Source organism: Mycobacterium sp. NPDC049093, assembly GCF_040704635.1.
Lineage (GTDB): Bacteria > Actinomycetota > Actinomycetes > Mycobacteriales > Mycobacteriaceae > Mycobacterium.
This window is the reverse complement of the sequence record NZ_JBEZJS010000004.1, coordinates 591,275-616,570: the sequence shown is the minus strand read 5'-3', so window position 1 is coordinate 616,570 and position 25,296 is coordinate 591,275. Positions and strand designations below refer to the sequence as shown.

The window sequence follows — 25,296 nt, the reverse complement described above, 5'->3', positions numbered from 1 at the left end:
CGCCGCCGGGCACCGAACTCCGACGGCCTTGGGCGAAGTTTTTTCGCCGGAAAACCATTGGCGCCGGTCAGGGGAGGTGCGTCATGGTGGTCGGCGTGGTGGACGTCGAGGCATTCAAGCGGGACGGGTTCGTCAAGGTCGAGCAGGCCGCGCCGGCCGAAATCGCCGATGCCGCGCGGGATCTGCTCTGGACGCAGATCGGACTGTCTCCGGATGAGCCCGCGTCGTGGACGAGTGCGGTGGTGTGGACGGCCGATCTGACCGGCGCCGGCCCGTTCCGGCAACTGGTGGACAACGCAGCGCTCACCGATGCCCTGGACGCGATCTGTGGACGAGGAGGTTGGCTGCCGCGTGGGGCCCTGGGCAACATCCCGGTGCGGTTTCCGGTCGATCCGCCCGCAGCGGACCGGGGCTGGCACGTCGACGCCAACACCCCCTTGCCGGGCGGGGAGTGGACGGTCAGCGGGCGTCCGCACACCGTCCTGGTGTTGACCCTGCTGTCCGAGGTGGGACCCGCCGACGCGCCGACGCGGATTCGGGTGGGTTCGCATCGCGACGTCGCCCGGGTGCTCGGGCCCGACCCCGTCGAGTTCATCGAGGCCGGTGCCATGGTGGACGTGGCCAGCCGAACCTGTCCGGTGGACCATGCGACGGGCCGGCCCGGCGACATGTACGTGCTGCATCCGTTCACCGCGCACGCCGCCGATGTACATCGCGGTCGCTCACCGCGTTTCATGTCGCAGGCGCCGATCCTGCTCACCGAGAGGCTCGGTCCGCAGGGCCCGGCGGCGCTGGCGGCAGCGTGGGACGGGTTACTGCGGGGCTAGCCGCTCCAACCCCGGACGCGCCACTTCGAAGGCCCGGCCGATGGCGTCCGGCAGTGCGACGGACTCGTCGGCAAGCCAGTGTTCGTAGGCCGAGAGCGCGACTCCGAGCATCAGCCATCCGACGGTCTGAGGCATCAGGTCCTCTGGGGTCGCGCCGATGCGTTGGGCCACGTAGGTGGCGATGACCTCACGCCATCCGGCGTACATCGTCATCGAATATGCCTGCAGCCCTGCGGTTTCCAGAATGACGCGCATACGCAGGCGGTGTTGGGCCATCTCCTGGGCGTCGTAGGTGTTGAACGACAGCAGTGCTTCGCGCAGGGCCTCGGCCAGCGGGATCTCGGAGCTCAGCGCGGCGAGCAGGTCGCGCAGGTGTTGCAGGTGGGCGTCGAAGTCTCCCCAGGGGATGGCGTTCTTGGAGGCGTAGTAGCGGAACAGCGTGCGTCGCGCGATGCCGGCCGCTTTGGCCACGTCGTCGACGCTCACCTCGTCGAAGCCGTGGGCGGCGAACAATGCCAGTGCGACGTCGGTGATGTGGTCCTGCGTGGTGGACGGACGCCTGCCGACGCGGGGCCCGGATCCCTGCCGCATAAAACCCGCCCTTCCATTTGTGCACTCGATGCCATATTCTTGCGACTCAGGTCACAATTGTCGAGACCCACAGTTACAGGAAAGGTGCGATTCATGGATCAGAACCCGCAGGCCGAAACCGAAACCCAGCTCGTCACCGAGACGCTCGTCGAAGAGGTCTCGATCGACGGTATGTGCGGGGTTTACTGACCGTGTCTACACAGGTTGCCGATACGGCCGGGCACGTCGGCGTCGTCTTCGACCCGAATGTCAGCTGGCGGTTGCACCACCAGGTGGCGGTGCGGCCGGAGCCGTTCGGTGCCCTGCTGTATCACTTCGGAACCCGCAAGCTGTCGTTTCTGAAGAACCGGACGGTCGTCGAGGTGGTCAACTCACTGGCTGACCACCCCGACGCCCGGTCCGCGTGTCGCGCTGTCGGTATCGCCGACTCCGACCAAGGCCCTTACCTGCACGCGCTGAGCGTGCTGGTGTCCTCGAAGATGCTCATCCCCGGGAATCCACAATGACTTCTGTTGCGCCCGTGCGCACGCCTGTTCCAAGGCTCGTCGAGCAGTTCGAACACGGACTCGACGCCCCCATCTGCCTGACCTGGGAGCTCACCTACGCCTGCAACCTGGCGTGTGTGCACTGCCTGTCCTCGTCGGGGAAGCGCGATCCTCGTGAACTGTCCACCCAGCAGTGCAAGGACATCATCGACGAACTGGAACGCATGCAGGTGTTCTACGTGAACATCGGCGGTGGGGAACCGACTGTGCGCCCGGACTTCTGGGAACTTGTCGATTACGCAACCGCCCATCATGTCGGCGTCAAGTTCTCGACCAACGGGGTGCGCATCACGCCCGAGGTGGCTGCGAAACTCGCTGCCAGCGACTACGTCGATGTGCAGATCTCCCTGGACGGCGCCAACGCCGAGGTCAACGACGCGGTGCGCGGCAAGGGTTCGTTCGACATGGCTGTGCGTGCACTGGAAAACCTTGCCGCCGCCGGCTTTTCGGACGCCAAGATCTCGGTGGTGGTCACCCGCCACAACGTCGACCAGCTCGACGAGTTCAAGGCGTTGGCCGACCGCTACGGTGCCACGCTGCGGATCACGCGGCTGCGCCCGTCGGGCCGTGGCGCCGATGTCTGGGATGAGCTGCACCCGACCCCGGAGCAGCAGCGCCAGCTGTACAACTGGCTGGTCGCCCACGGTGAGCGGGTGCTGACCGGTGACTCGTTCTTCCACCTGTCGGGGCTGGGTGAGCCCGGTGCACTGGCCGGGCTGAACCTGTGCGGCGCCGGCCGCGTGGTGTGCCTGATCGATCCGGTGGGCGACGTCTACGCCTGCCCGTTCGCCATCCACGACAAGTTCCTGGCCGGAAACATTCTGGAAGACACCGGTTTCGGCGCCGGATTCCAGAACGTCTGGCAGAACTCCCCGCTCTTCCGCGAACTGCGCGAGCCCCAGTCGGCCGGCGCCTGCAGCGGCTGTGGACACTACGACGCCTGCCGCGGCGGCTGCATGGCTGCCAAGTTCTTCACCGGTCTGCCGATGGACGGGCCGGATCCCGAGTGCGTCGAAGGCTGGGGCGAGCCCGCCCTCGCGGCCGAGCGCGTCAAACCCAAGCCCAGCGGTGACCACTCCCGCGGCACCAAGCAGGGCCCGGTCGCACTGAAGTTGCTGACCAAGCCGCCCGCCCGCATCTGTAACGAAAGTCCGGTGTAACCCCATGGCTCGTGATACCTGGTTCGAGACCGTCGCCATTGCCCAGCAGCGGGCGAAGAAGCGGCTGCCCAAGTCCGCCTACTCCTCGCTGATCTCTGCCAGTGAGAAGGGCGTGACGGTCTCCGACAACGTGGAGTCGTTCGCCGAGCTCGGTTTCGCGCCGCACGTGGTGGGTGCCACGGAGAAGCGTGAGATGGCGACAACGGTGATGGGGCAGGATATTTCGATGCCCGTCATCATCTCGCCGACCGGCGTGCAGGCCGTTGACCCCGATGGTGAGGTGGCCGTCGCCCGGGCCGCCGCAGCACGCGGCACGGCCATGGGGCTGTCCTCCTTCGCCAGCAAGCCGATGGAGGAAGTCACCGCGGTCAACGACAAGATCTTCTTCCAGATCTACTGGCTCGGGTCGCGCGACGAGATCGCCGAGCGTGTGCAGCGGGCCAAGGACGCCGGCGCCGTCGGGCTCATCGCCACGACCGACTGGAGCTTCAGCCACGGCCGCGACTGGGGTAGCCCGAAGATCCCGGAGCGAATGGACCTGCGCACGATGCTGCGGATGTCTCCGGAGGTGCTCACCAAGCCACGCTGGCTGTGGAGCTTCGGCAAGCACCTGCGTCCGCCGGACCTGCGGGTGCCGAACCAGGGTCGCGCCGGCGAGCCGGGGCCGACGTTCTTCGAGGCCTACGGGCAGTGGATGGGTACCCCGCCCCCGACCTGGGAGGACATCGCCTGGTTGCGGGAGCAGTGGGGCGGTCCTTTCCTGCTCAAGGGAATGGTGCGGGTTGACGACGCCAAACGTGCCGTGGATGCGGGTGTTTCGGCGATCACGGTGTCCAATCACGGCGGCAACAACCTGGACGGCACGCCCGCGGCGATCCGCTGCCTGCCTGCCATCGCCGACGCGGTGGGGGATCAGGTCGAGGTTTTGCTGGACGGTGGGATCCGCCGGGGTAGCGATGTCGTGAAGGCCGTGGCGCTGGGCGCCCGGGCGGTCATGATCGGCCGCGCCTATCTGTGGGGTCTGGCCGCCAACGGCCAGGCGGGTGTCGAGAACGTGTTGGACATCCTCAGCGGCGGCATCGACTCCGCGCTGCGCGGGTTGGGCAAGTCGTCGATCCACGACCTGACACCGGAGGACATCCTGGTGCCGGAGGGCTTCACCCGGACCCTCGGTGTGCCGCGCGCCTGACACTGACGTTCACCCTGAGGTGCAGCGTGACAGGGGTGGCGGGAGAGACGTACGTGATGTTCACGACCGGTGCCGGGAAAGCTACGGCAAATCAATTGCTGCCTGTGCTCCAACAATTGGCGCACAGTAGGTGAATTGGGCCTACCATCGGCACGTGGCTTTCCCCAGCGGGCTCGGGAACTCAACGTCGAGACAGCTACGCAGCATGTCGCCAATGTTGATCGTCCCAGTGGGCTCTACCGAGCAACATGGTCCGCACCTGCCTCTGGACACCGACACGCGCATCGCCGCCGCAGTCTCGCATGCGCTGCTCGAGCACGTCGATGACGCGTCGTCCGGTGACTGGGTGGTCGCGCCGCCCGTCCATTACGGGGCCAGCGGCGAGCACGAGGGGTTCCCCGGCACGGTGTCGATCGGCACCGCGGCCCTGCGGTTGTTGCTGCTGGAGTACGGGCGTTCCGCATTGAGTTGGACGTCGCGTCTGGTGTTCGTCAATGGTCACGGGGGGAATGTGGAGGCGCTGGCCGCTGCGGTGGCCCTGTTGCGCCAGGAGAGCCGCGACGTCGGCTGGGTCCCGTGCATCGCCGCGGGCGCCGACGCACACGCGGGGCATACCGAAACATCTGTATTGCTACATATTTCGCCCGGCGATGTCTGGGCTGACGGCCTGGCTCCCGGGAACACCGCCCCGCTGGCCGAGCTCATGCCGGCGATGCGCAGTGGCGGGATCGCGGCCGTAAGCGAAGTCGGGGTGCTGGGTGACCCGACAACCGCCACGGCTGCCGAGGGGGAGCGTATCTTTGCTGAGATGGTCAACGGCTGCGCCGGTCGGATACGGCGGTGGCAACCGGACCGGAACGGATTGCTGACATGACCGGACCGAGGCTGCCCGACGGTTTTGCCGTACAGGTGGATCGCCGTGTCAAGGTGCTGGGGGCCGGCGCGGCCCTACTCGGCGGGTCGCCGACCCGGTTGCTGCGGCTGGCGCCGACGGCGCAGACCATGCTCAACGGCGGCCGTCTCGAGGTGCACGACGCGCAGAGTGCGCAACTGGCCCGGACTTTGCTCGACGCCACGGTCGCCCATCCCCGTCCGCCCAGCGGTCCGTCCCACCGTGATGTGACGGTCATTATCCCGGTGCGCGACAACGTATCCGGTCTGCACCGGCTCATCTCGGCGTTGCGGGGCCTTCGGGTGATCGTGGTCGACGACGGCTCGGCGGTTCCGGTCTCGCAATCAGAATTCGCCGGGATGCACTGCGACGTGCAGGTCCTCCGGCACTTCCGTAGCAACGGTCCGGCGGCCGCCCGCAACACCGGCCTCGCCGCGACGGAGACCGATTTCGTCGCGTTCCTCGACTCGGACGTGGTGCCTCGGCGCGGGTGGCTCGAGGCGTTGCTCGGCCACTTCTGCGACCCGGCCGTGGCGCTGGTCGCACCCCGCATCGTCGGACTGCACACCGCCGACAATGTGGTGGCCAGGTACGAGGCGGTGCGTTCGTCCCTGGACCTCGGGGTGCGCGAGGCACCGGTGGTGCCCTATGGCCCGGTGTCCTACGTACCCAGCGCGGCGATCATCTGCCGGCGCGCGGCGCTGGCCGCGGTGGGCGGCTTCGACGAGACCATGCAGTCCGGTGAGGATGTCGATCTGTGCTGGCGCCTGGTCGAAACCGGGTCCCGCCTGCGTTATGAGCCCATTGCGCTGGTTGCCCACGATCACCGGACAGACCTGCGAGAGTGGTTCAACCGCAAGGCTTTCTACGGCACTTCGGCAGCTCCGTTGACGGTCCGCCATCCAGGCAAGACGGCCCCTGTGGTGATCTCCGGGTGGACGCTGATGGTCTGGCTGCTGCTTGCGATGGGGTCGTGTTTCGGGTACCTGGGCTCGGTGGTGATCGCGATCTTCACCGGTCGGCGTATCGCCCGGTCCCTCAGCACGGTCGACACCGAACCCACCGAGGTCGCCGCGGTGACCGCGCGCGGGCTGTGGTCGGCGGCTCTGCAGCTGTGTTCGGCGATCTGCCGGCACTACTGGCCGGTCGCCCTCGTCGCCGCCCTGATGTTCCGGCGGGCCAGACACGCGGTCCTGGTGGCCGCGGTGCTGGACGGTGTGGTCGACTGGGCGACCCGACGCGGCAATGCCGACGACGACACCAAGCCCGTCGGCCTGCTGACCCACATCCTGCTCAAGCGTCTGGACGATCTCGCCTATGGGATCGGCCTGTGGACCGGTGTGGTGCGTGAACGTCAGCTGGGCGCGCTCAAGCCGCAGCTTCGGAGCTAACCCGAGTTGGAGCGAGACGTCCTGATCGTCGGTGCCGGAAGCGCCGGATCAATTCTGGCTGAACGGCTTTCCGTCGATCCAAGCTGCCATGTCACGGTCGTGGAAGCCGGTCCGGAGCCCAGTGACCCCCGGGTGGCGGCGCAGATCACCGATGCGCTGCGCCTGCCGATCGGGGCTGCCAGTTCGGTGGTCCGTCACTACGCCTCGGTACTGACCGAACACCCGCCCCGGCACGCCGAGATCATCCGGGGATCGGTGGTGGGTGGCTCCGGTGCGGTCAATGGCGGTTATTTCTGCCGGGGGCTGCCAGGAGACTTCGACCGGTGGGCCGTGCCGGGCTGGGGCTGGGACGATGTACTGCCGCACTTCCGTGCCATCGAGACGGATCTGGATTTCGACACCTCCCTGCATGGCGATGCCGGGCCGATCACCGTGCGGCGGGTCCGCGAATTTGACGGTTGCACAGCATCTTTCGTCGACGCAGCGATAGGTACCGGATTCGGCTGGATCGACGACCTCAATGGGTCCACCGCTGCGGCGGCACTCCCGGCGGGGGTCGGTGCCGTTCCGCTGAACATCAACGGCGGCAACAGGGTTGGTCCGGGTGGTGCCTACCTGCAACCCGCGCTGGGTCGGCCCAACCTCCAGCTGGTGACGGACACCCGGGTCCACCGCGTGCTGTTCCGCGCGAACCAGGCCGTCGGAGTGCAGTGCGAAGACGGCTCTGTGCTCGGTGCCGAACGAATTGTTCTGTGTTCTGGCGCAATTGGGTCAGCGCACCTGTTGCTGCTGTCGGGCATCGGGCCGGCGGCAGAGCTCGAAGCGCTCGGCATCGAGGTGGTCTCCGATCTGCCGGTCGGCATGCACACCGTGGACCATCCGGAATGGGTGCTGCCGGTCTCCTGGACGCCGACTCACGACCTGCCGCCGCTGGAGGCTGTGCTGACCACCGACGACGGCATCGAAGTGCGTCCCTACACCGCAGGTTTTTCGGCCATGGTGCACGGGCCGGGGCACGATCCTGCCGAACTTCCGCACCTCGGTGTGGCGCTGATGCGCCCGCACTCACGGGGCCGGGTCGGGTTGGCATCGGCCGACCCGACGGTGGCACCGGTGATCGAGCATCGGTATGACACGGTGGCAGAGGATGTCGACACTTTGCGCCGTGGCGCGGAACTGGCTCGTGAATTGGTCAGTCACACAGCAGAAGTCGGTGAGGCTTCGTGGTCGACATCGCAGCATCTGGCCGGTACGGCGCCCATGGGCACCGGCGTGCAGGCAGTGCTGGATCCGACCTGCCGGGTGCTGGGCGTCGAGAATCTGTGGGTGGTCGACGGGTCGATCATGCCGGCCATCACCAGCCGCGGCCCGCACGCGACCATTGCCATGATCGGTCATCGGGCTGCGGAGTTCCTGGCGACCTGAGCCGCCGGATCACTCGGAGCTGCTCACCGTCGCGGCCCGGAGCCCAGATCCCGACGAACACCGCCGCCACCGCCAGGACCGCCGCCATCACCAGCAGGGCCGAGTTGGTCGCGTCGAGAAACGCCTGCTTGGCCAGCCCGGCGACGGTCACGCCCTGCGGACCCAAATGCCCGGCCACGGTGAGTGCCTCGGCCAGTGAGCTCAGGATGGGTTCACGCACCTCGGCGGGTAGCCCGGTCAGCTTGGGCCCCAGGTGGTTCTGGTATTGCGCGGCCAGGATCGAGCCGGCGACCGCGATGCCCAGGGCGGCACCGACTTCCCGAGTGGTGTCGTTGACCGCGGAGGCCACGCCTTGTTTCTCGTCGGGAACCGCGCCCATGATGGCCGAGGTCGTCGGCGCCGTGCACAGCCCGATGCCGATACTGATGATCAGCAGTGGCCAGGCGTACTGCGGATAGCTGGAGTCGATCTGCAGCCAGCGCATACTCAGCAGCCCCGCCGAGATCACCAGCAGTCCGACGAAAACACAGGTCCGGAGGCCGAGCCGAGGCAGGTACAGGTGTGTGGTGGCACTGAGGATCAGGAGCGGTATGGCCAACGGGCACAGGGCGATTGCGGTTTGGATCGGGCTATATCCCATGACCAGCTGGATGTACTGCATGCTGACGTAGAAGTAGCCGAAGTTGACGAAGAACAGGAATGTCACGCCCACTGCCCCGGTCGCGAAGTCGGGCTTTCCGAACAGTCGGACATCGAGCAGCGGGTGCCGGATCTTGAGTTGCACCACGGTGAACGCAGCAGCGAGGACGACCCCGCCGGCCATGCAACCCCACACCGCCGGGTGCGTCCAGCCTCGGATCGGGGCCTCGACCACGCCGAGCACGAAGACCGCCACGGCCGCGCCGATCAGGACGGCGCCGGTCCAATCCACCGGGGCGCTGTGTTCGTCGCGTGAAGAGGGCACGGTGCAGGTCAGGATGAACAACCCGACCCCGGCGACGACGAAGGTGGCGAAGATGGACTGCCATCCCCAGAAGTGCAGCAAGCCACCCGTGACGAGGAAGCCGACGATGGCGCCGGACCCCACCACGCCGGCCCAGATCCCAACTGCCTTGTTGCGCTCGGATTTCGGAAACGCCGCGGTGAGTAGGGACAGGGTCGCCGGCATGATGAAGGCGGCGCCTGCCCCGGCCACCGCACGAGAAATGATCAGGTGTACGGGATCGTCGAAAAGCAGGGGTGCCGCGGAGGCCAGGACGAAGACCACGAGGCCGGTCAACAGGGCGCCGCGGCGGCCGTAGCGGTCGCCGATCGCGCCGGCCGGGAGCAGCAGGCAGGCGAGCACCAGGGTGTAGCCGTCGATCACCCAGGTGAGTTGGGCCTGGGTGGCCGCGGTCTGGCGGGCGATGTCGGGCAGCGCGGCGTTCAGGGCCACCATCGAGGCGATCACGATGGAGACGTCCATGCAGGCGACCGCGAGCAGCCAGTATCGCTTCCGGATCGACAGATAGGACAGGCCGGGATCTATATCCTGGCCAGAATCGACGAGGGTGTCAGACATGCTGCGCCTCCTCGGTCGGTGAGGTTTCGAGACTATCAGTCTCGTAGCGAGACGGTAAGTCTGTTTTTGTGGAGGTGTTGGCGCATGACCGCCGAAAGCAGTGACCCGCGTCCGGCCCGATCCCGGGCCCGGTTGCTCGAGGCGGCGACGACGCTGTTGCGGTCGGGCGGTCCCAGTGCGGTGACGGTGGACGCGGTCACCAGGGCCGCGAACGTGGCCAGGGCAACGCTGTACCGGCACTTCCCGAGCGGAAATGACTTGCTGGCAGCGGCATTTCGCGCACTCATCCCGGCCGCGCCGATGCCGCCGGCGGACGGAACGCTCCGCGATCGGCTGATCGCCCTGGTTCAGGCGCAGGCCGACTTGATCGCCGAGGCTCCGATCAGCATCACTGCTATGTCGTGGCTGGCGCTCGGTGGTGACATGGAGCAGTTGCCGTGGCGGACCGATGACAGCGCCGAGGTGCGGACGTTGCGCGAGCGGGTGGCCGAGCAGTACGCGTTGCCGTTCGAGGCGATCTTCGACAGTCCCGAGGCGGTCGACGAACTCGGCGAGGTGGATCGGACGCAGGCCGCCGCGCTACTGCTGGGGCCGATCGTGTTGGGTAAGCTCAGCACGCTGGCCGAGTTCGATTACACCCGTTGCGTGCAGTCCGCGGTGGATGGCTTCCTGGCCACCCACCGGCGGACCGGGCAGACTCAGCGCAGCGAGTAACGAATCGGCAGGTGCTTGAGCCCACCGACGAATGTGGTCGCGGAAAGCTCTGGCGTCCCGGCCAATTCGATGGAATCCAGCCGACTGAGCAGTTCGGTGAACAAGCTGTTCATCTCCATCCTGGCCAGTGCTGCACCCAGGCAGAAGTGCACGCCGTATCCGAATGCCAGGTGCTTGTTCGGATCCCGGCCGACGTCGAAGCGATGTGGGTTGTCGAAGATCTCTTCGTCACGGTTGCCGGAAACATAGGCCAGGTAGACGGATTCGCCCTTGGCGATCGGTACGCCGCGCACGGTGGTATCGGCGGTGGCGGTGCGCATGAACTCCTTGACCGGGGTGGACCACCGGATCATCTCTTCGACCGCGGTGCCCATCAGATCGGGTTGCGCCTTCAGTCTGGCCAGTTGGTCGGGGTTCTCGATGAGCGCATGGAGTCCGCCGGAGATCGCGTCCTTGGTGGTGTCGTGTCCCGCACTGGCGACGATCACGTAGTACGACGCGGTGTCGACGTCGGACAGCGGTTCCCCGTCGATGGTGCCGTTGGCGATCGCCGAGGCCAGGTCCGCGGTCGGGTTGGCGCGGCGCGACGCGGTCAGCGTCGAGAAGTAGGCGAAGAAGTCCATCAGTACGGCGAGCTGATCTTCCAGTGAGCCCCCCTCGCGCTTGTACTCGTCGTCGTCGCCGCCGAACATCTCCTGGGTCAGCATGTGCATGCGGCCGAAGTCCTCTTCGGGCAGCCCGAGCAGCGACATGATCACGTAGAGCGGGAAGTCGACGGCGATGGCGGTGACGAAGTCGCACTCCGGCCCGATGTCGCGCATCTTGTCGACATAGCGCTTGGCGAGCTCGTCCACCCGGACCTTGAGGTCACGCATTGCCTTGGGGCGGAACCAATCTGCGCCGATCGCCCGAACCTTGCGGTGGTGCGGGTCGTCCATGTGGATCAGTGTGCGCAGGCCCATGCCGGCCTCGAGCTGTTGTTTGGCCAGATCGTCGGCCGCCGCGGTGGCCAGCAGGGGCCTGGGCTCGCTGATGAACAGCTCGTTGTCCCGCTCGATCGCCATGATGTCGGCGTGCTTGGTGATGGCCCAGAACGGCCGGTAGGGCCGATTGTCGACCCAGGCCACCGGGTTGTTCGCGCGCAGATGGGTCAGCGCGGTGTGCAGGCGTGCATCGTCGGCGTAAGCCGTCGGATCGGCGAGCACCTTCGCGGCGTCATCCATTGTCGGCGCGCTCATACAGACTCCTCACTGGCAGAACTTGACGGGTGTCAATTGCCACCATATGTGATCGGCGCCACGTAAGGGAGTCGAATATGCCGATCGGCCCCGTACGCTCGCAGCCATGCGGTCCGGGCGTCGCGTCGTCGCGTTGCTGGCAGTGTTGGCCATGCTGGTGGGAGGCTGTGCACGGGGTGGCGGCCGGGCGGCGACGCCCGGCAGTTCAGCTGACACTCCGCCCGGCCTGGTGCAAGGGCAGGACCCGGCAGTGGTCCGGACCGCAGCCGGAACCTTGCGCGGCACAGTGGTATCCGACCATCGGTTGTTCGCCGGTGTGCCGTATGCCGCCGCGCCGGTGGGCCCCATGCGATTCGCCGCACCGGTCCCCGCGCCGGGCTGGCCGGGGGAGCGTGACGCCACCCGCCCGGGTCCGCGGTGCATCCAGGACCCCGATTCCGATCCCGAACGCGGAGCGAACACCGCCGAGGACTGCCTGAACCTGAACGTCTGGACGCCGCCGGTCTCGGAGGAGAAGCGTCCCGTCATGGTCTGGATCCACGGCGGCGCGTTCGCCGGCGGCAGCAGTGGCATCTACGACGCGGGACGGCTGGCCGCGCACGGCGACATCGTCGTGGTGACGATCAACTACCGCCTCGGGACGCTCGGGTTCCTGGCTCACCCGGCCCTGGGCGCCGGTGGCGACGTCGGCAACTACGGTCTGGCTGACCAGCGGGCGGCGCTGCAGTGGGTGCGCGACAACATCGCCGACTTCGGCGGCGATCCGGAAAAGGTCACCGTCGCCGGTGAATCCGCGGGCGGCATGTCGGTGTGCGACCACCTGGTGTCACCCGGCTCGGCGGGGTTGTTCCGAGCCGCGATCCTGATGAGCGCGCCGTGCCAGGCCCAGGCCGATCTCGCCGCCGCGACCCGCCGCTCGCTCGACTACGCGGCCGCTGCCGGCTGCCCCGACCCCGCGGTGGCGGCCACTTGCCTGCGGGCCCTGCCGGTGGACAGTCTGCGGAAACCGGTGTGGTACTTCAATATCGGCAGCGACGAGCTGACCGGTCCGGTCACCGGGTCGACTGTGATTCCGCAGGCCCCGCTGGCCGCGTTCGCATCAGACCGGGCCGAACCGGTGCCGGTGCTCATCGGCACCACCCGCGATGAGTTCACGCTCTTCGTGGCGTTGCGCTACCTGCGCCTGGGACAGCGCTACGTCGCGGGGGATTACCCGCGGCTGCTGTCCGAGACGTTCGGTGCCGATGCCGCGGCCGTCGGCGCACACTATCCCGTCGATCGGTACGGCGGTGTGGCGCAGGCATATTCGGCGGCGGTCACCGACGGTGAATTCAGCTGTGTGTCGGAGCGGATGGCCGGTGAGCTCTCTCGCACCGGACCGGTCTACGCCTACGAGTTCAACGATCGCTCTGCCCCCGCACCCGAGGTCATGCGAACGCTGCCCTTCCCGGTCGGAGCCAGTCACTCGCTGGAGCTCCGCTATCTGTTCGACGTCGGCGGGGCGCCGCCGCTGGACCCGGCGCAGCAGCGACTTTCGGACCAGATGATCGACTACTGGAGCGCCTTCGTGCGCACCGGCGAGCCGGCGGTCGACGGTCAACCGGACTGGCCCCACTACGGCGACGGCCGAATGTCGTTGCGGGCCGACGGCAGTCGCGTCGACAATGGCTACCCAGATGAGCATCAATGCCCGTTCTGGGCCGGGTTGAGGGAGAAGTGAACTCGATGGCGACACCGGATCCGCAGGCCTTCGCCGAGGAATGGGTGCGTGCGTGGAACGCGCACGACGTGGACGCGGTACTCGCGCATTTCCACGACGACGTGGTGTTCAGTTCACCGGTAGCCGCCCGCCTCTTCCCCGAGACCGGCGGTGTGGTGCGGGGCAAGGACTCGCTACGGCATTACTGGACGACGGCGCTGGTCGGCATGCCGGACCTGCATTTCGAGGTGTTGGCGACCTACCGCGGCGAATCCGCCCTGGTGATCCACTACCGCAACCAGAACGGCGGGCTGGTCAACGAGGTGCTGCTGTTCGACGGCGCACTGGTGCGCGAAGGGCACGGCACCTATCTGGACTAGCGCCGACTGTGCGCTCAGATCGCGGATTCGGCGCACATCGCGATCTGAGGGCACGCTCGGCGACCTAGGCCGGCGTCACCCAGGTGGTGATATCGGCGTGCACCACCTCGACGCCGTGGCGGTCGGTGATGCTGACCGGCACCACGATGTCGGTGCCTTCGGTGATGGTCCCGAAATCCGGCGGAGTGAGCTCGGCGCGGGCCCGCAGCGAGGTGGTGGCCTTGGCGAGGTACTGCACATTCATGGCCTTGGGGATCCAGCGGTGCGTTGTCGGCACGGTGGCTTCCATGAGCATGCCCATCGCCATCTCCGCGGCATTGCACGACGCGATGGCGTGCACGGTGTGCAGGTGGTTGTAGACGTAGAACCACTTCGGCACCGTCACCTCGGCCAGTCCCGGTTCCATCCGGACGACGTGGGGGAGGACCGACGCGAAGTAGGGCACCCGGGCCATGGCTGCGGCGGAGAACGCCCAGCTGCCGCCGGGCAGCGATGACAACTTCTTCCATGCTTTATAGGTAGCGCTGGGTGTGCCCACCGGAGACTGCGTCATGCGCCATACCTTACTCAAAAGTAAGTTCGGCAGAGTGTCACCAGCGCCGTCGCGGGTGAAGCGCAGTGGCGGTCCGAAGCGCGTTCTTCCGCCATGGCGCTACATACGCGGACCGCGTCCGGCCGACGGGTGTCTGAGGTCGGAAAACACTGGGAGATCCGCTAGTTGGAGGCTCGTTGCTGCCGGCCGCGCCGACGGGCCCCGACCTGCTCGATCGCGGATTTGGAGCACGCCCAGATCTAGGGCATACTGTTCGGGTTGCCTTGAGCCGGGTATTCCTGGCCGGGCATCCGACCCGCGCCCCCACGGGCGCATCCGGTCCCAACATTAGATCGCGACTGATTTTCAGGGCGAGAAAATGTGCGCGAAGGCGACACGCCCGACCGCGGGGGCCGGTGGACCACAGACAGGTAAACAGCGGCGGCAAATACTCGGCGCACCCGCGCCGGGGACCAGGCCCGACGGGTTTCGGTGGGTTTTCCCATCGAGGCTTCGATACGGCCGGCCGATGTACGAAGTAGAGGTAGGAGAAGCGTGGCGGGACAGAAGATCCGCATCAGGCTCAAGGCCTACGACCATGAGGCCATTGATGCCTCGGCGCGCAAGATCGTCGAGACGGTCACCCGTACCGGTGCCAGTGTGGTGGGCCCCGTGCCGCTGCCGACCGAGAAGAACGTGTACTGCGTGATTCGGTCGCCGCACAAGTACAAGGACTCGCGGGAGCATTTCGAAATGCGTACCCACAAGCGACTGATCGACATCCTCGACCCGACGCCGAAGACGGTTGACGCGCTCATGCGCATCGATCTGCCGGCCAGTGTCGACGTCAACATCCAGTAGGAGACCCGAGAAAAATGGCTAGAAAAGGCATTTTGGGCACCAAGCTGGGCATGACGCAGGTGTTCGACGAGAACAACAAAGTCGTCCCGGTGACGGTCGTCAAGGCCGGCCCCAACGTGGTGACCCTTATCCGTACCCCCGAGCGCGACGGCTACAGCGCCGTGCAGCTCGCCTATGGCGAGATCAGCCCGCGCAAGGTCAACAAGCCCGTCACCGGTCAGTACGCCGCCGCGGGTGTCAACCCGCGCCGCCACCTGGCTGAGCTCCGGGTCGACGAGGCTGCCGCCGCCGAGTACGAGGTGGGCCAGGAGCTGACCGCCGAGATCTTCGCCGACGGTGCTTACGTCGACGTGACCGGCACCAGCAAGGGCAAGGGCTTCGCCGGAACCATGAAGCGTCACGGCTTCGCCGGCCAGGGCGCCTCGCACGGCGCCCAGGCAGTGCACCGCCGCCCCGGCTCCATCGGTGGCTGCGCCACCCCGGGCCGTGTGTTCAAGGGCACCCGGATGTCGGGCCGCATGGGCCACGACCGGGTGACCACGCAGAACCTCAAGGTTCACAAGGTCGATGCCGAGAACGGCGTGCTGTTGATCAAGGGCGCCATCCCCGGACGCAACGGTGGTCTGGTGGTTGTCCGCAGCGCAATCAAGCGAGGCGAGAAGTAATGACTCTCAAAATTGATGTGAAGACGCCGGCAGGCAAGAAGGACGGCTCCGTGGAGCTGCCCGCCGCGCTGTTCGACGTCGAGCCGAACATCGCTCTGATGCACCAGGTCGTCAACGCACAGTTGGCCGCCAAGCGCCAGGGCACGCATGCCACCAAGACGCGGGCCATGGTGTCCGGTGGTGGCAAGAAGCCGTACCGCCAGAAGGGCACCGGCCGCGCCCGTCAGGGTTCGACCCGTGCACCGCAGTTCACCGGTGGTGGCGTCGTCCACGGCCCGCAGCCGCGCGACTACAGCCAGCGGACCCCGAAGAAGATGATCGCCGCCGCTCTGCGCGGTGCGCTCTCGGACCGGGCCCGCAACGAGCGCATCCACGCGATCACCGAACTGATCGAGGGCCAGACCCCGTCGACCAAGAGCGCCAAGGCGTTCCTGGGCAGCCTGACCGAGAACAAGAAGGTTCTCGTCGTCATCGGCCGCACCGATGAGGTCGGCGCCCGCAGCGTCCGCAACCTGCCTGGTGTGCACGTGATCTCGCCGGATCAGCTGAACACCTACGACGTGCTCAACGCTGACGACGTGGTGTTCTCGGTCGAGGCTCTGAACGCCTACATCGAGGCCAACACGAAGAAAGAGGAGGTGTCGGCCTGATGGCTACCGTGACCGACCCCCGCGACATCATCCTGGCCCCGGTCATCTCGGAGAAGTCGTACGGGCTGATCGAGGACAACGTGTACACGTTCGTCGTGCACCCGGACTCCAACAAGACGCAGATCAAGATCGCTATCGAGAAGATCTTCGACGTCAAGGTGAGCTCGGTGAACACCGCCAACCGGCAGGGCAAGCGCAAGCGCACCCGCTCGGGCTTCGGTAAGCGCAAGGACACCAAGCGCGCCATCGTGACCCTGGCCGCCGGCAGCAAGCCGATCGAGCTTTTCGGAGCCCCGGCGTAACGCCGGGAACTAAGAGGATTTAACTGATATGGGAATTCGCAAGTACAAGCCGACGACCCCGGGTCGTCGCGGTTCGAGCGTCTCCGATTTCGCCGAGATCACTCGCTCGACTCCGGAGAAGTCGCTCATCCGTCCGCTGCACGGCACCGGTGGGCGTAACGCGCACGGCCGCATCACCACCCGGCACAAGGGTGGCGGCCACAAGCGCGCTTACCGCCTCATCGACTTCCGTCGCCACGACAAGGACGGCGTCAACGCCAAGGTCGCTCACATCGAGTACGACCCCAACCGCACCGCGAACATCGCGCTGCTGCACTACCTGGACGGCGAGAAGCGCTACATCATCGCGCCGCAGGGTCTGAAGCAGGGCGACGTCATCGAGCAGGGGCCGAACGCCGACATCAAGCCCGGCAACAACCTGCCGCTGCGCAACATCCCCGCCGGCACCGTGATCCACGCTGTGGAGCTGCGGCCCGGTGGCGGTGCCAAGCTGGCCCGCTCGGCCGGTGTGAGCATCCAGCTGCTGGGTAAGGAAGGCACCTACGCCTCGCTGCGTATGCCCTCCGGTGAAATCCGTCGCGTCGACGTGCGCTGCCGCGCCACCGTCGGCGAGGTGGGCAACGCCGAGCAGGCCAACATCAACTGGGGCAAGGCCGGCCGTATGCGGTGGAAGGGCAAGCGCCCGACCGTCCGTGGTGTCGTCATGAACCCGGTTGACCACCCGCATGGTGGTGGTGAAGGCAAGACCTCCGGTGGCCGCCACCCGGTCAGCCCGTGGGGCAAGCCTGAGGGCCGCACCCGCAAGCCCAACAAGCCGAGCGACAAGCTCATCGTCCGTCGCCGGCGCACCGGCAAGAAGCGCTAGGCCGCGGAAGGAGTAGCAGCGATGCCTCGTAGTCTCAAAAAGGGTCCGTTCGTCGACGACCATCTGCTCAAGAAGGTCGACGTTCAGAACGAGAAGAACACCAAGCAGGTCATCAAGACCTGGTCGCGTCGGTCGACCATCCTCCCCGACTTCATCGGGCACACCTTTGCGGTGCATGACGGCCGCAAGCATGTCCCGGTGTTCGTCACGGAGGCGATGGTCGGGCACAAGCTCGGCGAATTCGCCCCGACGCGCACCTTCAAGGGTCACATCAAGGACGACCGGAAGAGCAAGCGGCGATGAGTACCACAGTCACTGAATACCCGTCCGCGACGGCGCAGGCACGCTTCGTGCGTGTCTCGGCCAGCAAGGCCCGTCGTGTCATCGACCTGGTCCGCGGCAAGAGTGTCGAGCAAGCCCTCGACATCTTGCGGTGGGCGCCGCAGGCCGCCAGCGAACCGGTCGCCAAGGTGATCGCCAGCGCTGCCGCCAATGCGCAGAACAACGAGGGCCTGGACCCGACGACGCTGGTGGTTGCGACCATCCACGCCGATGAGGGTCCGACCGCCAAGCGCATCCGTCCGCGTGCCCAGGGGCGTGCGTTCCGGATCCGCAAGCGGACCAGCCACATCACCGTGATCGTGGAAAGCCGTCCGCCCAAGCAGAAGGGTGCGGCCGCCGGTTCGGCACGTAGCCGTCGCGCTCAGGGCAGCAAGGCCGCGACCGCCACGAAGAAGTCTGCCGAGACGAAGGGAGGCTCGGAGTAGTGGGCCAGAAGATCAATCCCCACGGCTTCCGGCTCGGCATCACGACCGAGTGGAAGTCCCGCTGGTACGCCGACAAGCAGTACAAGGACTACGTGAAGGAAGACGTCGCCATCCGGCGTCTGCTGGCCACTGGTCTTGAGCGTGCTGGCATCGCCGACGTGGAGATCGAGCGCACCCGTGACCGGGTTCGCGTCGATATCCACACCGCGCGCCCCGGCATCGTCATCGGTCGCCGCGGCACCGAGGCCGACCGCATCCGTGCCGACCTGGAGAAGCTGACCGGCAAGCAGGTTCAGCTCAACATCCTCGAGGTGAAGAACCCGGAGTCGACGGCGCAGCTCGTCGCCCAGGGTGTCGCCGAGCAGCTGAGCAACCGTGTGGCGTTCCGCCGCGCGATGCGCAAGGCGATCCAGTCGGCGATGCGTCAGCCCAACGTCAAGGGCATCCGGGTGCAGTGCTCGGGCCGCCTCGGCGGTGCTGAGATGAGCCGCTCGGAGTTCTACCGCGAGGGTCGGGTTCCGCTGCACACGCTGCGCGCGGACATCGACTACGGCCTGTACGAGGCCAAGACCACCTTCGGCCGGATCGGCGTGAAGGTGTGGATCTACAAGGGCGACATCGTCGGTGGTAAGCGTGAGCTGACCGCCGCCGCACCGGCCAGCGACCGGCCGCGTCGTGAGCGTCCGTCGGGCACCCGGCCGCGTCGTAGCGGTTCTTCGGGCACCACGGCGACGAGCACCGAAGCCGGCCGCGCCGCCACCGGAGATGCGCCCGCCGCTACTGAGGCTGTCGCTGCTGAGGCTGCGCCTGCCGCTGAGAGCACGGAGAGCTAAATCATGCTGATTCCCCGTAAGGTCAAGCACCGCAAGCAGCACCACCCGCGCCAGCGTGGCATCGCCAGCGGTGGCACGCAGGTGAGCTTCGGTGACTACGGCATCCAGGCCCTCGGCCACGCCTACATCACCAACCGGCAGATCGAGTCCGCTCGTATCGCCATCAACCGGCACATCAAGCGTGGCGGCAAGGTGTGGATCAACATCTTCCCGGACCGTCCGCTGACCAAGAAGCCCGCCGAGACCCGCATGGGTTCCGGTAAGGGTTCGCCGGAGTGGTGGATCGCCAACGTGAAGCCGGGCCGCATTTTGTTCGAGATCAGCTACCCCGACGAGAAGATCGCCAAGGAAGCACTGACTCGCGCAATCCACAAGCTGCCGATCAAGGCACGCATCGTGAGTCGAGAGGAGCAGTTCTGATGGCAGTGGGAACTACGCCTGGTGAGCTGCGTGAACTGTCCGACACCGAGTTGACGGCAAAGCTGCGCGAGTCCAAGGAAGAGCTGTTCAACCTGCGCTTCCAGATGGCGACCGGTCAGCTGGCCAACAACCGTCGGCTGCGCGTCGTGCGCCAGGAGATTGCACGGGTTTACACCGTGCTGCGTGAACGTGAGTTGGGTCTGGCTTCCGGGCCCGTTGGTGAGGATTCGTAATGGCAGAGACCAAGGGCCCCAAGCACACCCCGGCCACCGAGAAGCCGCGCGGCCGTCGTAAGACCGCCATCGGCTACGTGGTGAGCGACAAGATGCAGAAGACCATCGTGGTCGAGCTGGAAGATCGTAAGAGCCACCCGCTCTACGGCAAGATCATCCGGACCACCAAGAAGGTCAAGGCGCACGACGAGAACGGCGACGCCGGTATCGGCGACCGCGTCTCGTTGATGGAGACACGGCCGACGTCGGCCACCAAGCGGTGGCGGCTGGTCGAGGTTCTGGAAAAGGCGAAGTAGCGAAGGCTCCTTCTCTTCTCCGCGCGAGCAGACAGAAAAGTGCCCCAAACCCCTTCGGGTTTGGGGCACTTTTGCGTCTGGTCGCTAAGAGTAGACCCGAACCAGTAGCGCCGTGTTCACCGGTGGGTGCGAATTGATTATTCCCTCACCCTTTTTGGGTGAGGGAACTCAATTATGTCGACCATTTGCGAATGCGGTCGATATGCCACCGCGACGACATCGAGTGCCCGACGCTGAAGACCAACTGCCCGACGGCCGGCTCCGTCGACCCGTGCTTCCTCGAAGGCCGGAAGTGGCGGGTGGGCGTAATCGACATTTCAGATTGAGCTGCATTGATTTTCGGAACTCGGCCGTCGCAGCGAGGCGACATCTGTTTGCTTGCTGTCTGATTCGATTTACCGGCAACGGGCGGGTCGCAGCGCTCTTTGTGTAACCATTGAGATCGCTGGGGTGAATTACCCGCCAATTGGATGGTGCAGAGGCATAATTTGCACGCATGGATCCCAATTCGAAGTCATATCAAGCTGATAAGCCTGACGAATTGCGTGCGAGGTTGCCGCGGCGGAGGGTGCTGGGCGGTCTGGCGGTGGCGGGTGTCGCAACCACGCTGATCGCAGCCTGCAACGACGAGTCTGGTGGGGCTGCCGGCGGATCACCCGGCGGTGGTGATCTGAACACCGACAACAGTGTCAAGGGTGCGAGCGAGGCAACCAAGGCGGCCAACCAGAAGCTGCTCGACACACTGCCGTTCAACGACAAGGGCGACTTCGAGGATGCCAAGCGCGGCTTGATCGCCAAGCCCGAAACCCTGACGATCAAGGATGCCGACGGCAACGTTGTCTGGGACATGGAGGAGTACAAGAAGTACATCTCCGATGACAAGGCGGCGCCCGATACCGTCAACCCCAGCTTGTGGCGCATGACTCAGCTCAACATGCAGTACGGACTGTTCGAGGTGGTCAAGGACCGGATATACCAAGTGCGGGGCTATGACCTGTCCAACATCACTTTCATCAAGGGTGATACGGGCTGGATCGTGATCGACCCCGTGGTCTCGGCGGAAACTGCGAAGGCCGCTTTGGATCTGACGAACGAGAAGCTGGGTCCCCGCCCGGTTGTCGCGGTGGTACACAGCCATTCGCACATCGACCATTACGGCGGCGTGCGCGGTGTCGTCAACCAGGCAGACGTCGACTCCGGCAAGGTGAAGATCATCGCTCCGGTCAACTTCGTAGAGGACGTGATCAGCGAGAACGTGATCGCCGGCAATGCGATGAGCCGTCGTGCGGTGTACATGTTCGGGGCGCTGCTCCCGCGCAACGCCCAGGGGGGTGTGGGAGCTGGTCTGGGCCAGACCAATTCGACCGGAACCGCCGGCATGATCATTCCGACCGACATCATCGACCACACGGGTCAGAAGGTGACGATCGACGGCGTCGAGATGGAATTTCAGTACACGCCCGGCACTGAGGCGCCCACTGAGATGAACACTTTTTTCCCGCAGTTCAAGGCCATGTGGATGGCCGAGAACACCACCAACACCATGCACAACCTGCTGACTTTGCGTGGCGCGCAGGTGCGTGACGGACTGGTCTGGGCCAAGTTCATCGACGAGACGATCCGTCGCTATGGCGAGAACACAGAGGTCAAGTTCCAGAGTCACCACTGGCCCAAGTGGGGCAACGCCAACATCATCGACTACTGGAAGCGTCAACGCGATCTGTACAAATACATTCACGACCAATCGGTTCGGATGATGAACAACGGTCTGGTGGGCTCCGAGATCGCTGAAGAGATCACGTTGCCGCCGGAACTCAACAACTTCTGGCCGGACCGCGGCTATTACGGAACCCTGAAGCACAATTCACGAGCGGTGTATCAGCGGTACATGGGGTGGTATGACGCCAACCCGTCGGATCTCGACGATCTGCCGCCAGAGCCCGCCGCCAAAAAGTATGTCGAGTACATGGGCGGCGAAGGTGCGGTTCTGGACAAGGCGAAGAAGGATTTCGACGCCGGCAACTACCGCTGGACCGCCACGGTGCTCAAGCAGGTGGTGTTCGCCAACCCCAACAACACCGATGCCAAGAACCTGCTCGCTGACTCGTACGAGCAATTGGGGTATCAGGCCGAATCGGGCCCCTGGCGCTCGATATATCTGCAGGGTGCGTATGAGCTACGTAATGGCGTGCCCGACACCGGAGGCCTCGACAGCGCGAGCCCCGACACGGTCAAGGCGATGCCGCCCGACATGTTGTTCGACTACCTGGCGGTGCGCCTGAACGGAGAGAAAGCCACCGGGAAGAACCTGACGATGAACGTCAATTTCAAAGACATCAAGAAGGAATACGGCCTGACTGTCGAAAACGCCGTCCTCAACTACGCCCCGGAGCCGGTGCCGAACGCCAACGCGAGCGTCACCCTCGACAAGGTGACCCTCGACGACATCCAGCTGGGTAATCTCAAGCTGGAGGACGCGATCGCACAGAACAAGGTGACCATCGACGGGAACCGCGGTTCGTTCGACGAGTTCATGGGTCTGCTCGACACCTTCCCCTTCTGGTTCAATATCGTCACCCCCTAGCTGGGACAATGGTGTGTTGCCCTGTGGTCCGCAGGGCGACACGCCGTGCCCGGGACAGTGATCGACAGGAACCAACGTGCAGCCCTCCGGAACATCATCGATGCATCCGGTGCCGTGGTTTCTCGCCACGACACCGTCGTCGAGTCCGGGTATGTTGCCGCGTCAGGCGATCGGCCGCACGCTGGATGAGCACACCGCCAGGAGGCGCGCCGTGCTTGTCGCCGCTCCCTCGGGGTTTGGCAAGACCGTCGCCGTCGCACAGTGGACCCTCGAGCGTCAACGGGCCGAACCGGGCTCGGTGGCATGGCTGACACTGACCGAGCGGATCAACGACCGCAGCGATGTGCTGCGCGGCATGTTGACCGCACTGCTGAACACCGCGCGCGATGCGGGGGACAGCTCGCTGGACCAGTCCTTGTCAGGCGCATTCGAGTCGGCGACCTACGACGCGGCCGTTGCCGCGCTCATGGCCATCGATCCGGGTCGGAACGTGACCATCGTGATCGACGACTTCCAGTTCACGCGGGCGGTATGGGGCGATGACGATGTGGTGGAACTGGTCGAGAACGGCCCACAGTGGTTGCGGTTTGTCCTGATCACAACCGATCCGGTCGGCCCTGCGTGGGCGCGACTGCGGGTCCACGACAAGGTTGCGGTGATCGGTTCGGCCGATCTCGCCTTCACCCGAGACGATGTGCAGGCGCTGGTCGAACGAGGCGACACGTCGGTGCGGCCCGAGGACGTCGATCGCATCATGACGGAGAGCGGCGGTTGGCCCGGTGCGGTTCGACTCATCCTGGTCAGCGGCGACGAAGCCGCCGCGTTCTCCGACGATGTCGACCTCACCGATTACATCGGCACCGCCGTGCTGGCCCGGATGCGGCCGGATCTGGCCGAATTCGCGCTGAAGGCCACTGTGTGCCCGCGGGTGGACGAACGACTGGCCCAGGTACTCACGGACCGACCGGACAGTGGTGAACTGCTCAATGACTGCGTTGCCGCCGGTCTGTTCCTCGAACGTATCGGTTCTGGAGAAAGTGCTGTCTTTCAATGGCATTCGATCTTCGTCAAGCACTGCCGGGAGATCCTGAGGCGGCGCCACCCCGAGGAGTGGCTACGGCTCAATCGGTTGGCGGCGGCCGAACTGGCACAGCAGTATCCGCTGGAAGCGGTGGACTACGCCATCCGGGGCGACGACCGCTTCGGATACGACATCGTCGCCGAAAGCTGGCTCGAGCTGTTGCTGCAATCTCGTTCGAGCGCACTCGATCTGGCGTGCGTGCGACTCACCGAAGCTTTCGGTGAGAATCCGGAGGTTCTGATGATCCGGTCCAGCTGCCGAGCCATGGCCGGCGACGACGTCACGGCGGCGTTGTTGTTCAACCGGGCCGGGGGAATTCCGGAGTCGGAGAACGTACCGGGGCGGCTCGATCTCATTGCCGATCTCACACAGCTCCTGATCTCTGACGACCGCGAAGTGATGGACCGCGCCGCCGGACGTGTCGAGGCCGCATTGTCAGACCGTGATCTGGTCGCGCCGCGTATCTATGCGTGTGCGTTGTTCGTCCTGGGCTGGGCGGATTCGCGGATGCGGCGCAGTCCGACGCGTGGTTCGGAGTATCTGGAGGCCGCGGTGCACGAGTGTGTGGCCCTCGGGTTGGCGGAGGTGGCTCACCGCGCCCGGCAGAGCCTTGCGTTCGCGCTGGCCCACTCGGGCGAATTGGGCCGTGCACAGCAGGCGCTGCACCTGGCGGTGTCATCTGACGAATCCACTCCTGAGTTGTGGCTGTCCCACGACGGTGACGGCATCGAACGATTCACGTCAGGCTGGATTCACTTCTGGCACGGTGAGATCGCTGCGGCCGTCGAGGATTTGATTCCATCGAGCCGCACCGTCGGCGTCGGTTACCCCGACACGTCACGGATGTTCCTGGCGTTCAGTGCGGCCACCTTGCGCGACAACGGCGTGCTCGCCACCGCCGAGGCCGTCGTGGCTCGCATGCCCGATGCCGACACTCACGGCGTGCCGTGGGTCAGCTACAAGACGGCCAGCCGCGCCCGCCTGGCCGAGGCTCGCGGTGATCATGACCTTGCGCTGGAGCTGGCCGCGAGTGTGGTCGGTTCTCGACATGTTCCGATGGTGTCGGCGGTCCTGGCCGGGATGTGCCGTCGTCTGGGCGCGCTCGACCTGGCTGATCGGCTGGCCCACCAGGCGCTGGAGCCGCAGCTACCGGGGTACATCGCCGCCTATGCCCTCTACACGCTGGCGTTGTTGTCCTGGCAGCACGGGCAGGCCGAGCAGGCTCACAAACGGATGGAAGAGGTGGTGGCTGCGGCGTGCCCGGAGCACGTGCGGTACCAGTTCGTCGACAACCCCGATGCGGTGTGCCAAGAGCTGCTCGCCGCTCACCGCTCGTACACCGCCTACCCCGATTTCGTCGAGCAAGCCCTTTTGGCGAGCGCGCACCGCCGGTCGGATTCTGGCGCGGCCGGCCTGACACCGCGCGAGCGGGAGATCCTCACCTTCCTGAGGACGCCGATGACGATGCAGGAGATCGCCGGCAAGATGGCGATTTCGGTGAACACGCTCAAGACCCATCAGCGCGCCATCTACAAGAAACTCGGTGCGACCAATCGACGGGAAGCCATCAACCGGGCGGCCCGTTAACGTGAAGC

At 65.8% G+C, this 25,296-nt stretch carries 28 protein-coding genes; 24 read left to right on the top strand and 4 right to left on the bottom strand.

All coding sequences use genetic code 11. From position 1 onward, the window contains the following. The first annotated feature begins 83 nt into the window (after positions 1-83). Positions 84-827, top strand: a complete 744-nt coding sequence (locus AB0876_RS18650; RefSeq protein WP_499049213.1) for a phytanoyl-CoA dioxygenase family protein — start codon at positions 84-86, stop codon at positions 825-827. Here the strand turns inward: AB0876_RS18650 and mftR are convergent. Then, entirely contained in the window at positions 813-1,418 is a 606-nt protein-coding gene (gene mftR, locus AB0876_RS18645) for a mycofactocin system transcriptional regulator MftR (protein ID WP_064886302.1), read from the bottom strand. The genes AB0876_RS18650 and mftR overlap by 15 nt on opposite strands. Positions 1,419-1,511: 93 nt before the next feature. Here mftR and mftA point away from each other — a divergent pair, with 93 nt between their 5' ends. The 7 genes from mftA (at position 1,512) to mftG (ending at position 8,020) form a co-directional block, all read left to right on the top strand. Next, the gene (mftA, locus tag AB0876_RS18640; RefSeq protein ID WP_003881928.1) at positions 1,512-1,607 is read left to right on the top strand and encodes a mycofactocin precursor MftA; all 96 of its coding nucleotides are present in this window, start codon (positions 1,512-1,514) and stop codon (positions 1,605-1,607) included. Positions 1,608-1,609: 2 nt separating this feature from the next. After that, positions 1,610-1,924, top strand: coding sequence for a mycofactocin biosynthesis chaperone MftB (gene mftB / locus AB0876_RS18635; protein ID WP_055110001.1), 315 nt, complete (start codon positions 1,610-1,612; stop codon positions 1,922-1,924). 14 nt (positions 1,925-1,938) lie between these two features. Further along, entirely contained in the window at positions 1,939-3,123 is a 1,185-nt protein-coding gene (gene mftC, locus AB0876_RS18630) for a mycofactocin radical SAM maturase (RefSeq protein WP_498885549.1), read from the top strand. Between the two features lie 4 nt (positions 3,124-3,127). After that, on the top strand, positions 3,128-4,312 hold the full coding sequence (mftD, locus tag AB0876_RS18625) for a pre-mycofactocin synthase MftD (RefSeq protein ID WP_055109998.1): 1,185 nt from the start codon (positions 3,128-3,130) through the stop codon (positions 4,310-4,312). A 130-nt stretch (positions 4,313-4,442) separates the two neighbouring features. Next, positions 4,443-5,186 (top strand): mycofactocin biosynthesis peptidyl-dipeptidase MftE, encoded by a 744-nt coding sequence (gene mftE / locus AB0876_RS18620; RefSeq protein ID WP_064885115.1) that lies wholly within the window; start codon positions 4,443-4,445, stop codon positions 5,184-5,186. After that, entirely contained in the window at positions 5,183-6,595 is a 1,413-nt protein-coding gene (mftF, locus tag AB0876_RS18615) for a mycofactocin biosynthesis glycosyltransferase MftF (RefSeq protein ID WP_448448224.1), read from the top strand. The genes mftE and mftF overlap by 4 nt, the downstream gene beginning before the upstream one ends. Before the next feature lie 6 nt (positions 6,596-6,601). Continuing rightward, positions 6,602-8,020: a mycofactocin dehydrogenase MftG gene (gene mftG, locus AB0876_RS18610; RefSeq protein ID WP_499049217.1), complete on the top strand. Its 1,419-nt coding sequence runs from the start codon at positions 6,602-6,604 to the stop codon at positions 8,018-8,020. On the opposite strand, the gene AB0876_RS18605 is transcribed toward mftG, so the two are convergent. Next, positions 7,950-9,581, bottom strand: coding sequence for an MFS transporter (locus AB0876_RS18605; RefSeq protein WP_499049220.1), 1,632 nt, complete (start codon positions 9,579-9,581; stop codon positions 7,950-7,952). The genes mftG and AB0876_RS18605 overlap by 71 nt on opposite strands. Before the next feature lie 84 nt (positions 9,582-9,665). On the opposite strand from AB0876_RS18605, the gene AB0876_RS18600 reads away from it, so the two are divergent. Next, positions 9,666-10,295, top strand: coding sequence for a TetR/AcrR family transcriptional regulator (locus AB0876_RS18600; RefSeq protein WP_448448227.1), 630 nt, complete (start codon positions 9,666-9,668; stop codon positions 10,293-10,295). Here the strand turns inward: AB0876_RS18600 and AB0876_RS18595 are convergent. Then, the gene (locus AB0876_RS18595) at positions 10,280-11,533 is read right to left on the bottom strand and encodes a cytochrome P450 (RefSeq protein WP_526042586.1); all 1,254 of its coding nucleotides are present in this window, start codon (positions 11,531-11,533) and stop codon (positions 10,280-10,282) included. The genes AB0876_RS18600 and AB0876_RS18595 overlap by 16 nt on opposite strands. A gap of 106 nt (positions 11,534-11,639) precedes the next feature. Here AB0876_RS18595 and AB0876_RS18590 point away from each other — a divergent pair, with 106 nt between their 5' ends. Both AB0876_RS18590 and AB0876_RS18585 read left to right on the top strand, forming a co-directional pair. Beyond that, positions 11,640-13,253, top strand: coding sequence for a carboxylesterase/lipase family protein (locus AB0876_RS18590; RefSeq protein WP_526042585.1), 1,614 nt, complete (start codon positions 11,640-11,642; stop codon positions 13,251-13,253). A gap of 5 nt (positions 13,254-13,258) precedes the next feature. Then, a complete protein-coding gene (locus AB0876_RS18585) occupies positions 13,259-13,612 on the top strand; it encodes a nuclear transport factor 2 family protein (protein ID WP_491837844.1) in 354 nt (117 codons plus the stop codon). A 64-nt stretch (positions 13,613-13,676) separates the two neighbouring features. On the opposite strand, the gene AB0876_RS18580 is transcribed toward AB0876_RS18585, so the two are convergent. Continuing rightward, on the bottom strand, positions 13,677-14,165 hold the full coding sequence (locus AB0876_RS18580; RefSeq protein WP_491837845.1) for a hotdog fold domain-containing protein: 489 nt from the start codon (positions 14,163-14,165) through the stop codon (positions 13,677-13,679). 534 nt (positions 14,166-14,699) lie between these two features. On the opposite strand from AB0876_RS18580, the gene rpsJ reads away from it, so the two are divergent. The 13 genes from rpsJ to AB0876_RS18515 all read left to right on the top strand — a co-directional run bounded on the left by rpsJ (position 14,700) and on the right by AB0876_RS18515 (position 25,288). Further along, positions 14,700-15,005 (top strand): 30S ribosomal protein S10, encoded by a 306-nt coding sequence (rpsJ, locus tag AB0876_RS18575; protein ID WP_003883485.1) that lies wholly within the window; start codon positions 14,700-14,702, stop codon positions 15,003-15,005. A 14-nt stretch (positions 15,006-15,019) separates the two neighbouring features. Further along, positions 15,020-15,670, top strand: a complete 651-nt coding sequence (gene rplC, locus AB0876_RS18570; RefSeq protein WP_044516127.1) for a 50S ribosomal protein L3 — start codon at positions 15,020-15,022, stop codon at positions 15,668-15,670. After that, positions 15,670-16,320 carry a 50S ribosomal protein L4 gene (gene rplD, locus AB0876_RS18565; protein WP_491837846.1) on the top strand — a complete coding sequence of 217 codons (651 nt, stop codon included), beginning with the start codon at positions 15,670-15,672 and terminating at the stop codon, positions 16,318-16,320. Before rplC ends, rplD begins: the two co-directional genes overlap by 1 nt. Next, positions 16,320-16,622, top strand: a complete 303-nt coding sequence (rplW, locus tag AB0876_RS18560) for a 50S ribosomal protein L23 (protein WP_064885135.1) — start codon at positions 16,320-16,322, stop codon at positions 16,620-16,622. The genes rplD and rplW overlap by 1 nt, the downstream gene beginning before the upstream one ends. Before the next feature lie 28 nt (positions 16,623-16,650). Next, positions 16,651-17,487 carry a 50S ribosomal protein L2 gene (gene rplB, locus AB0876_RS18555; RefSeq protein ID WP_044516133.1) on the top strand — a complete coding sequence of 279 codons (837 nt, stop codon included), beginning with the start codon at positions 16,651-16,653 and terminating at the stop codon, positions 17,485-17,487. A gap of 21 nt (positions 17,488-17,508) precedes the next feature. Then, positions 17,509-17,790: a 30S ribosomal protein S19 gene (gene rpsS / locus AB0876_RS18550; protein WP_003883480.1), complete on the top strand. Its 282-nt coding sequence runs from the start codon at positions 17,509-17,511 to the stop codon at positions 17,788-17,790. Beyond that, positions 17,787-18,254 carry a 50S ribosomal protein L22 gene (gene rplV, locus AB0876_RS18545; protein WP_491837847.1) on the top strand — a complete coding sequence of 156 codons (468 nt, stop codon included), beginning with the start codon at positions 17,787-17,789 and terminating at the stop codon, positions 18,252-18,254. The genes rpsS and rplV overlap by 4 nt, the downstream gene beginning before the upstream one ends. Further along, positions 18,254-19,087 (top strand): 30S ribosomal protein S3, encoded by an 834-nt coding sequence (gene rpsC, locus AB0876_RS18540; protein WP_491837848.1) that lies wholly within the window; start codon positions 18,254-18,256, stop codon positions 19,085-19,087. Before rplV ends, rpsC begins: the two co-directional genes overlap by 1 nt. A 3-nt stretch (positions 19,088-19,090) precedes the next feature. Next, positions 19,091-19,507: a 50S ribosomal protein L16 gene (rplP, locus tag AB0876_RS18535; protein WP_205262643.1), complete on the top strand. Its 417-nt coding sequence runs from the start codon at positions 19,091-19,093 to the stop codon at positions 19,505-19,507. After that, the gene (gene rpmC, locus AB0876_RS18530) at positions 19,507-19,740 is read left to right on the top strand and encodes a 50S ribosomal protein L29 (protein ID WP_055109978.1); all 234 of its coding nucleotides are present in this window, start codon (positions 19,507-19,509) and stop codon (positions 19,738-19,740) included. The genes rplP and rpmC overlap by 1 nt, the downstream gene beginning before the upstream one ends. Next, positions 19,740-20,036 carry a 30S ribosomal protein S17 gene (rpsQ, locus tag AB0876_RS18525; RefSeq protein WP_055109976.1) on the top strand — a complete coding sequence of 99 codons (297 nt, stop codon included), beginning with the start codon at positions 19,740-19,742 and terminating at the stop codon, positions 20,034-20,036. The genes rpmC and rpsQ overlap by 1 nt, the downstream gene beginning before the upstream one ends. Before the next feature lie 496 nt (positions 20,037-20,532). Further along, positions 20,533-22,620, top strand: coding sequence for an alkyl/aryl-sulfatase (locus tag AB0876_RS18520; RefSeq protein WP_491837849.1), 2,088 nt, complete (start codon positions 20,533-20,535; stop codon positions 22,618-22,620). 151 nt (positions 22,621-22,771) lie between these two features. Further along, the gene (locus tag AB0876_RS18515; RefSeq protein WP_526042584.1) at positions 22,772-25,288 is read left to right on the top strand and encodes a helix-turn-helix transcriptional regulator; all 2,517 of its coding nucleotides are present in this window, start codon (positions 22,772-22,774) and stop codon (positions 25,286-25,288) included. The last annotated feature ends 8 nt before the right edge of the window (positions 25,289-25,296 follow it).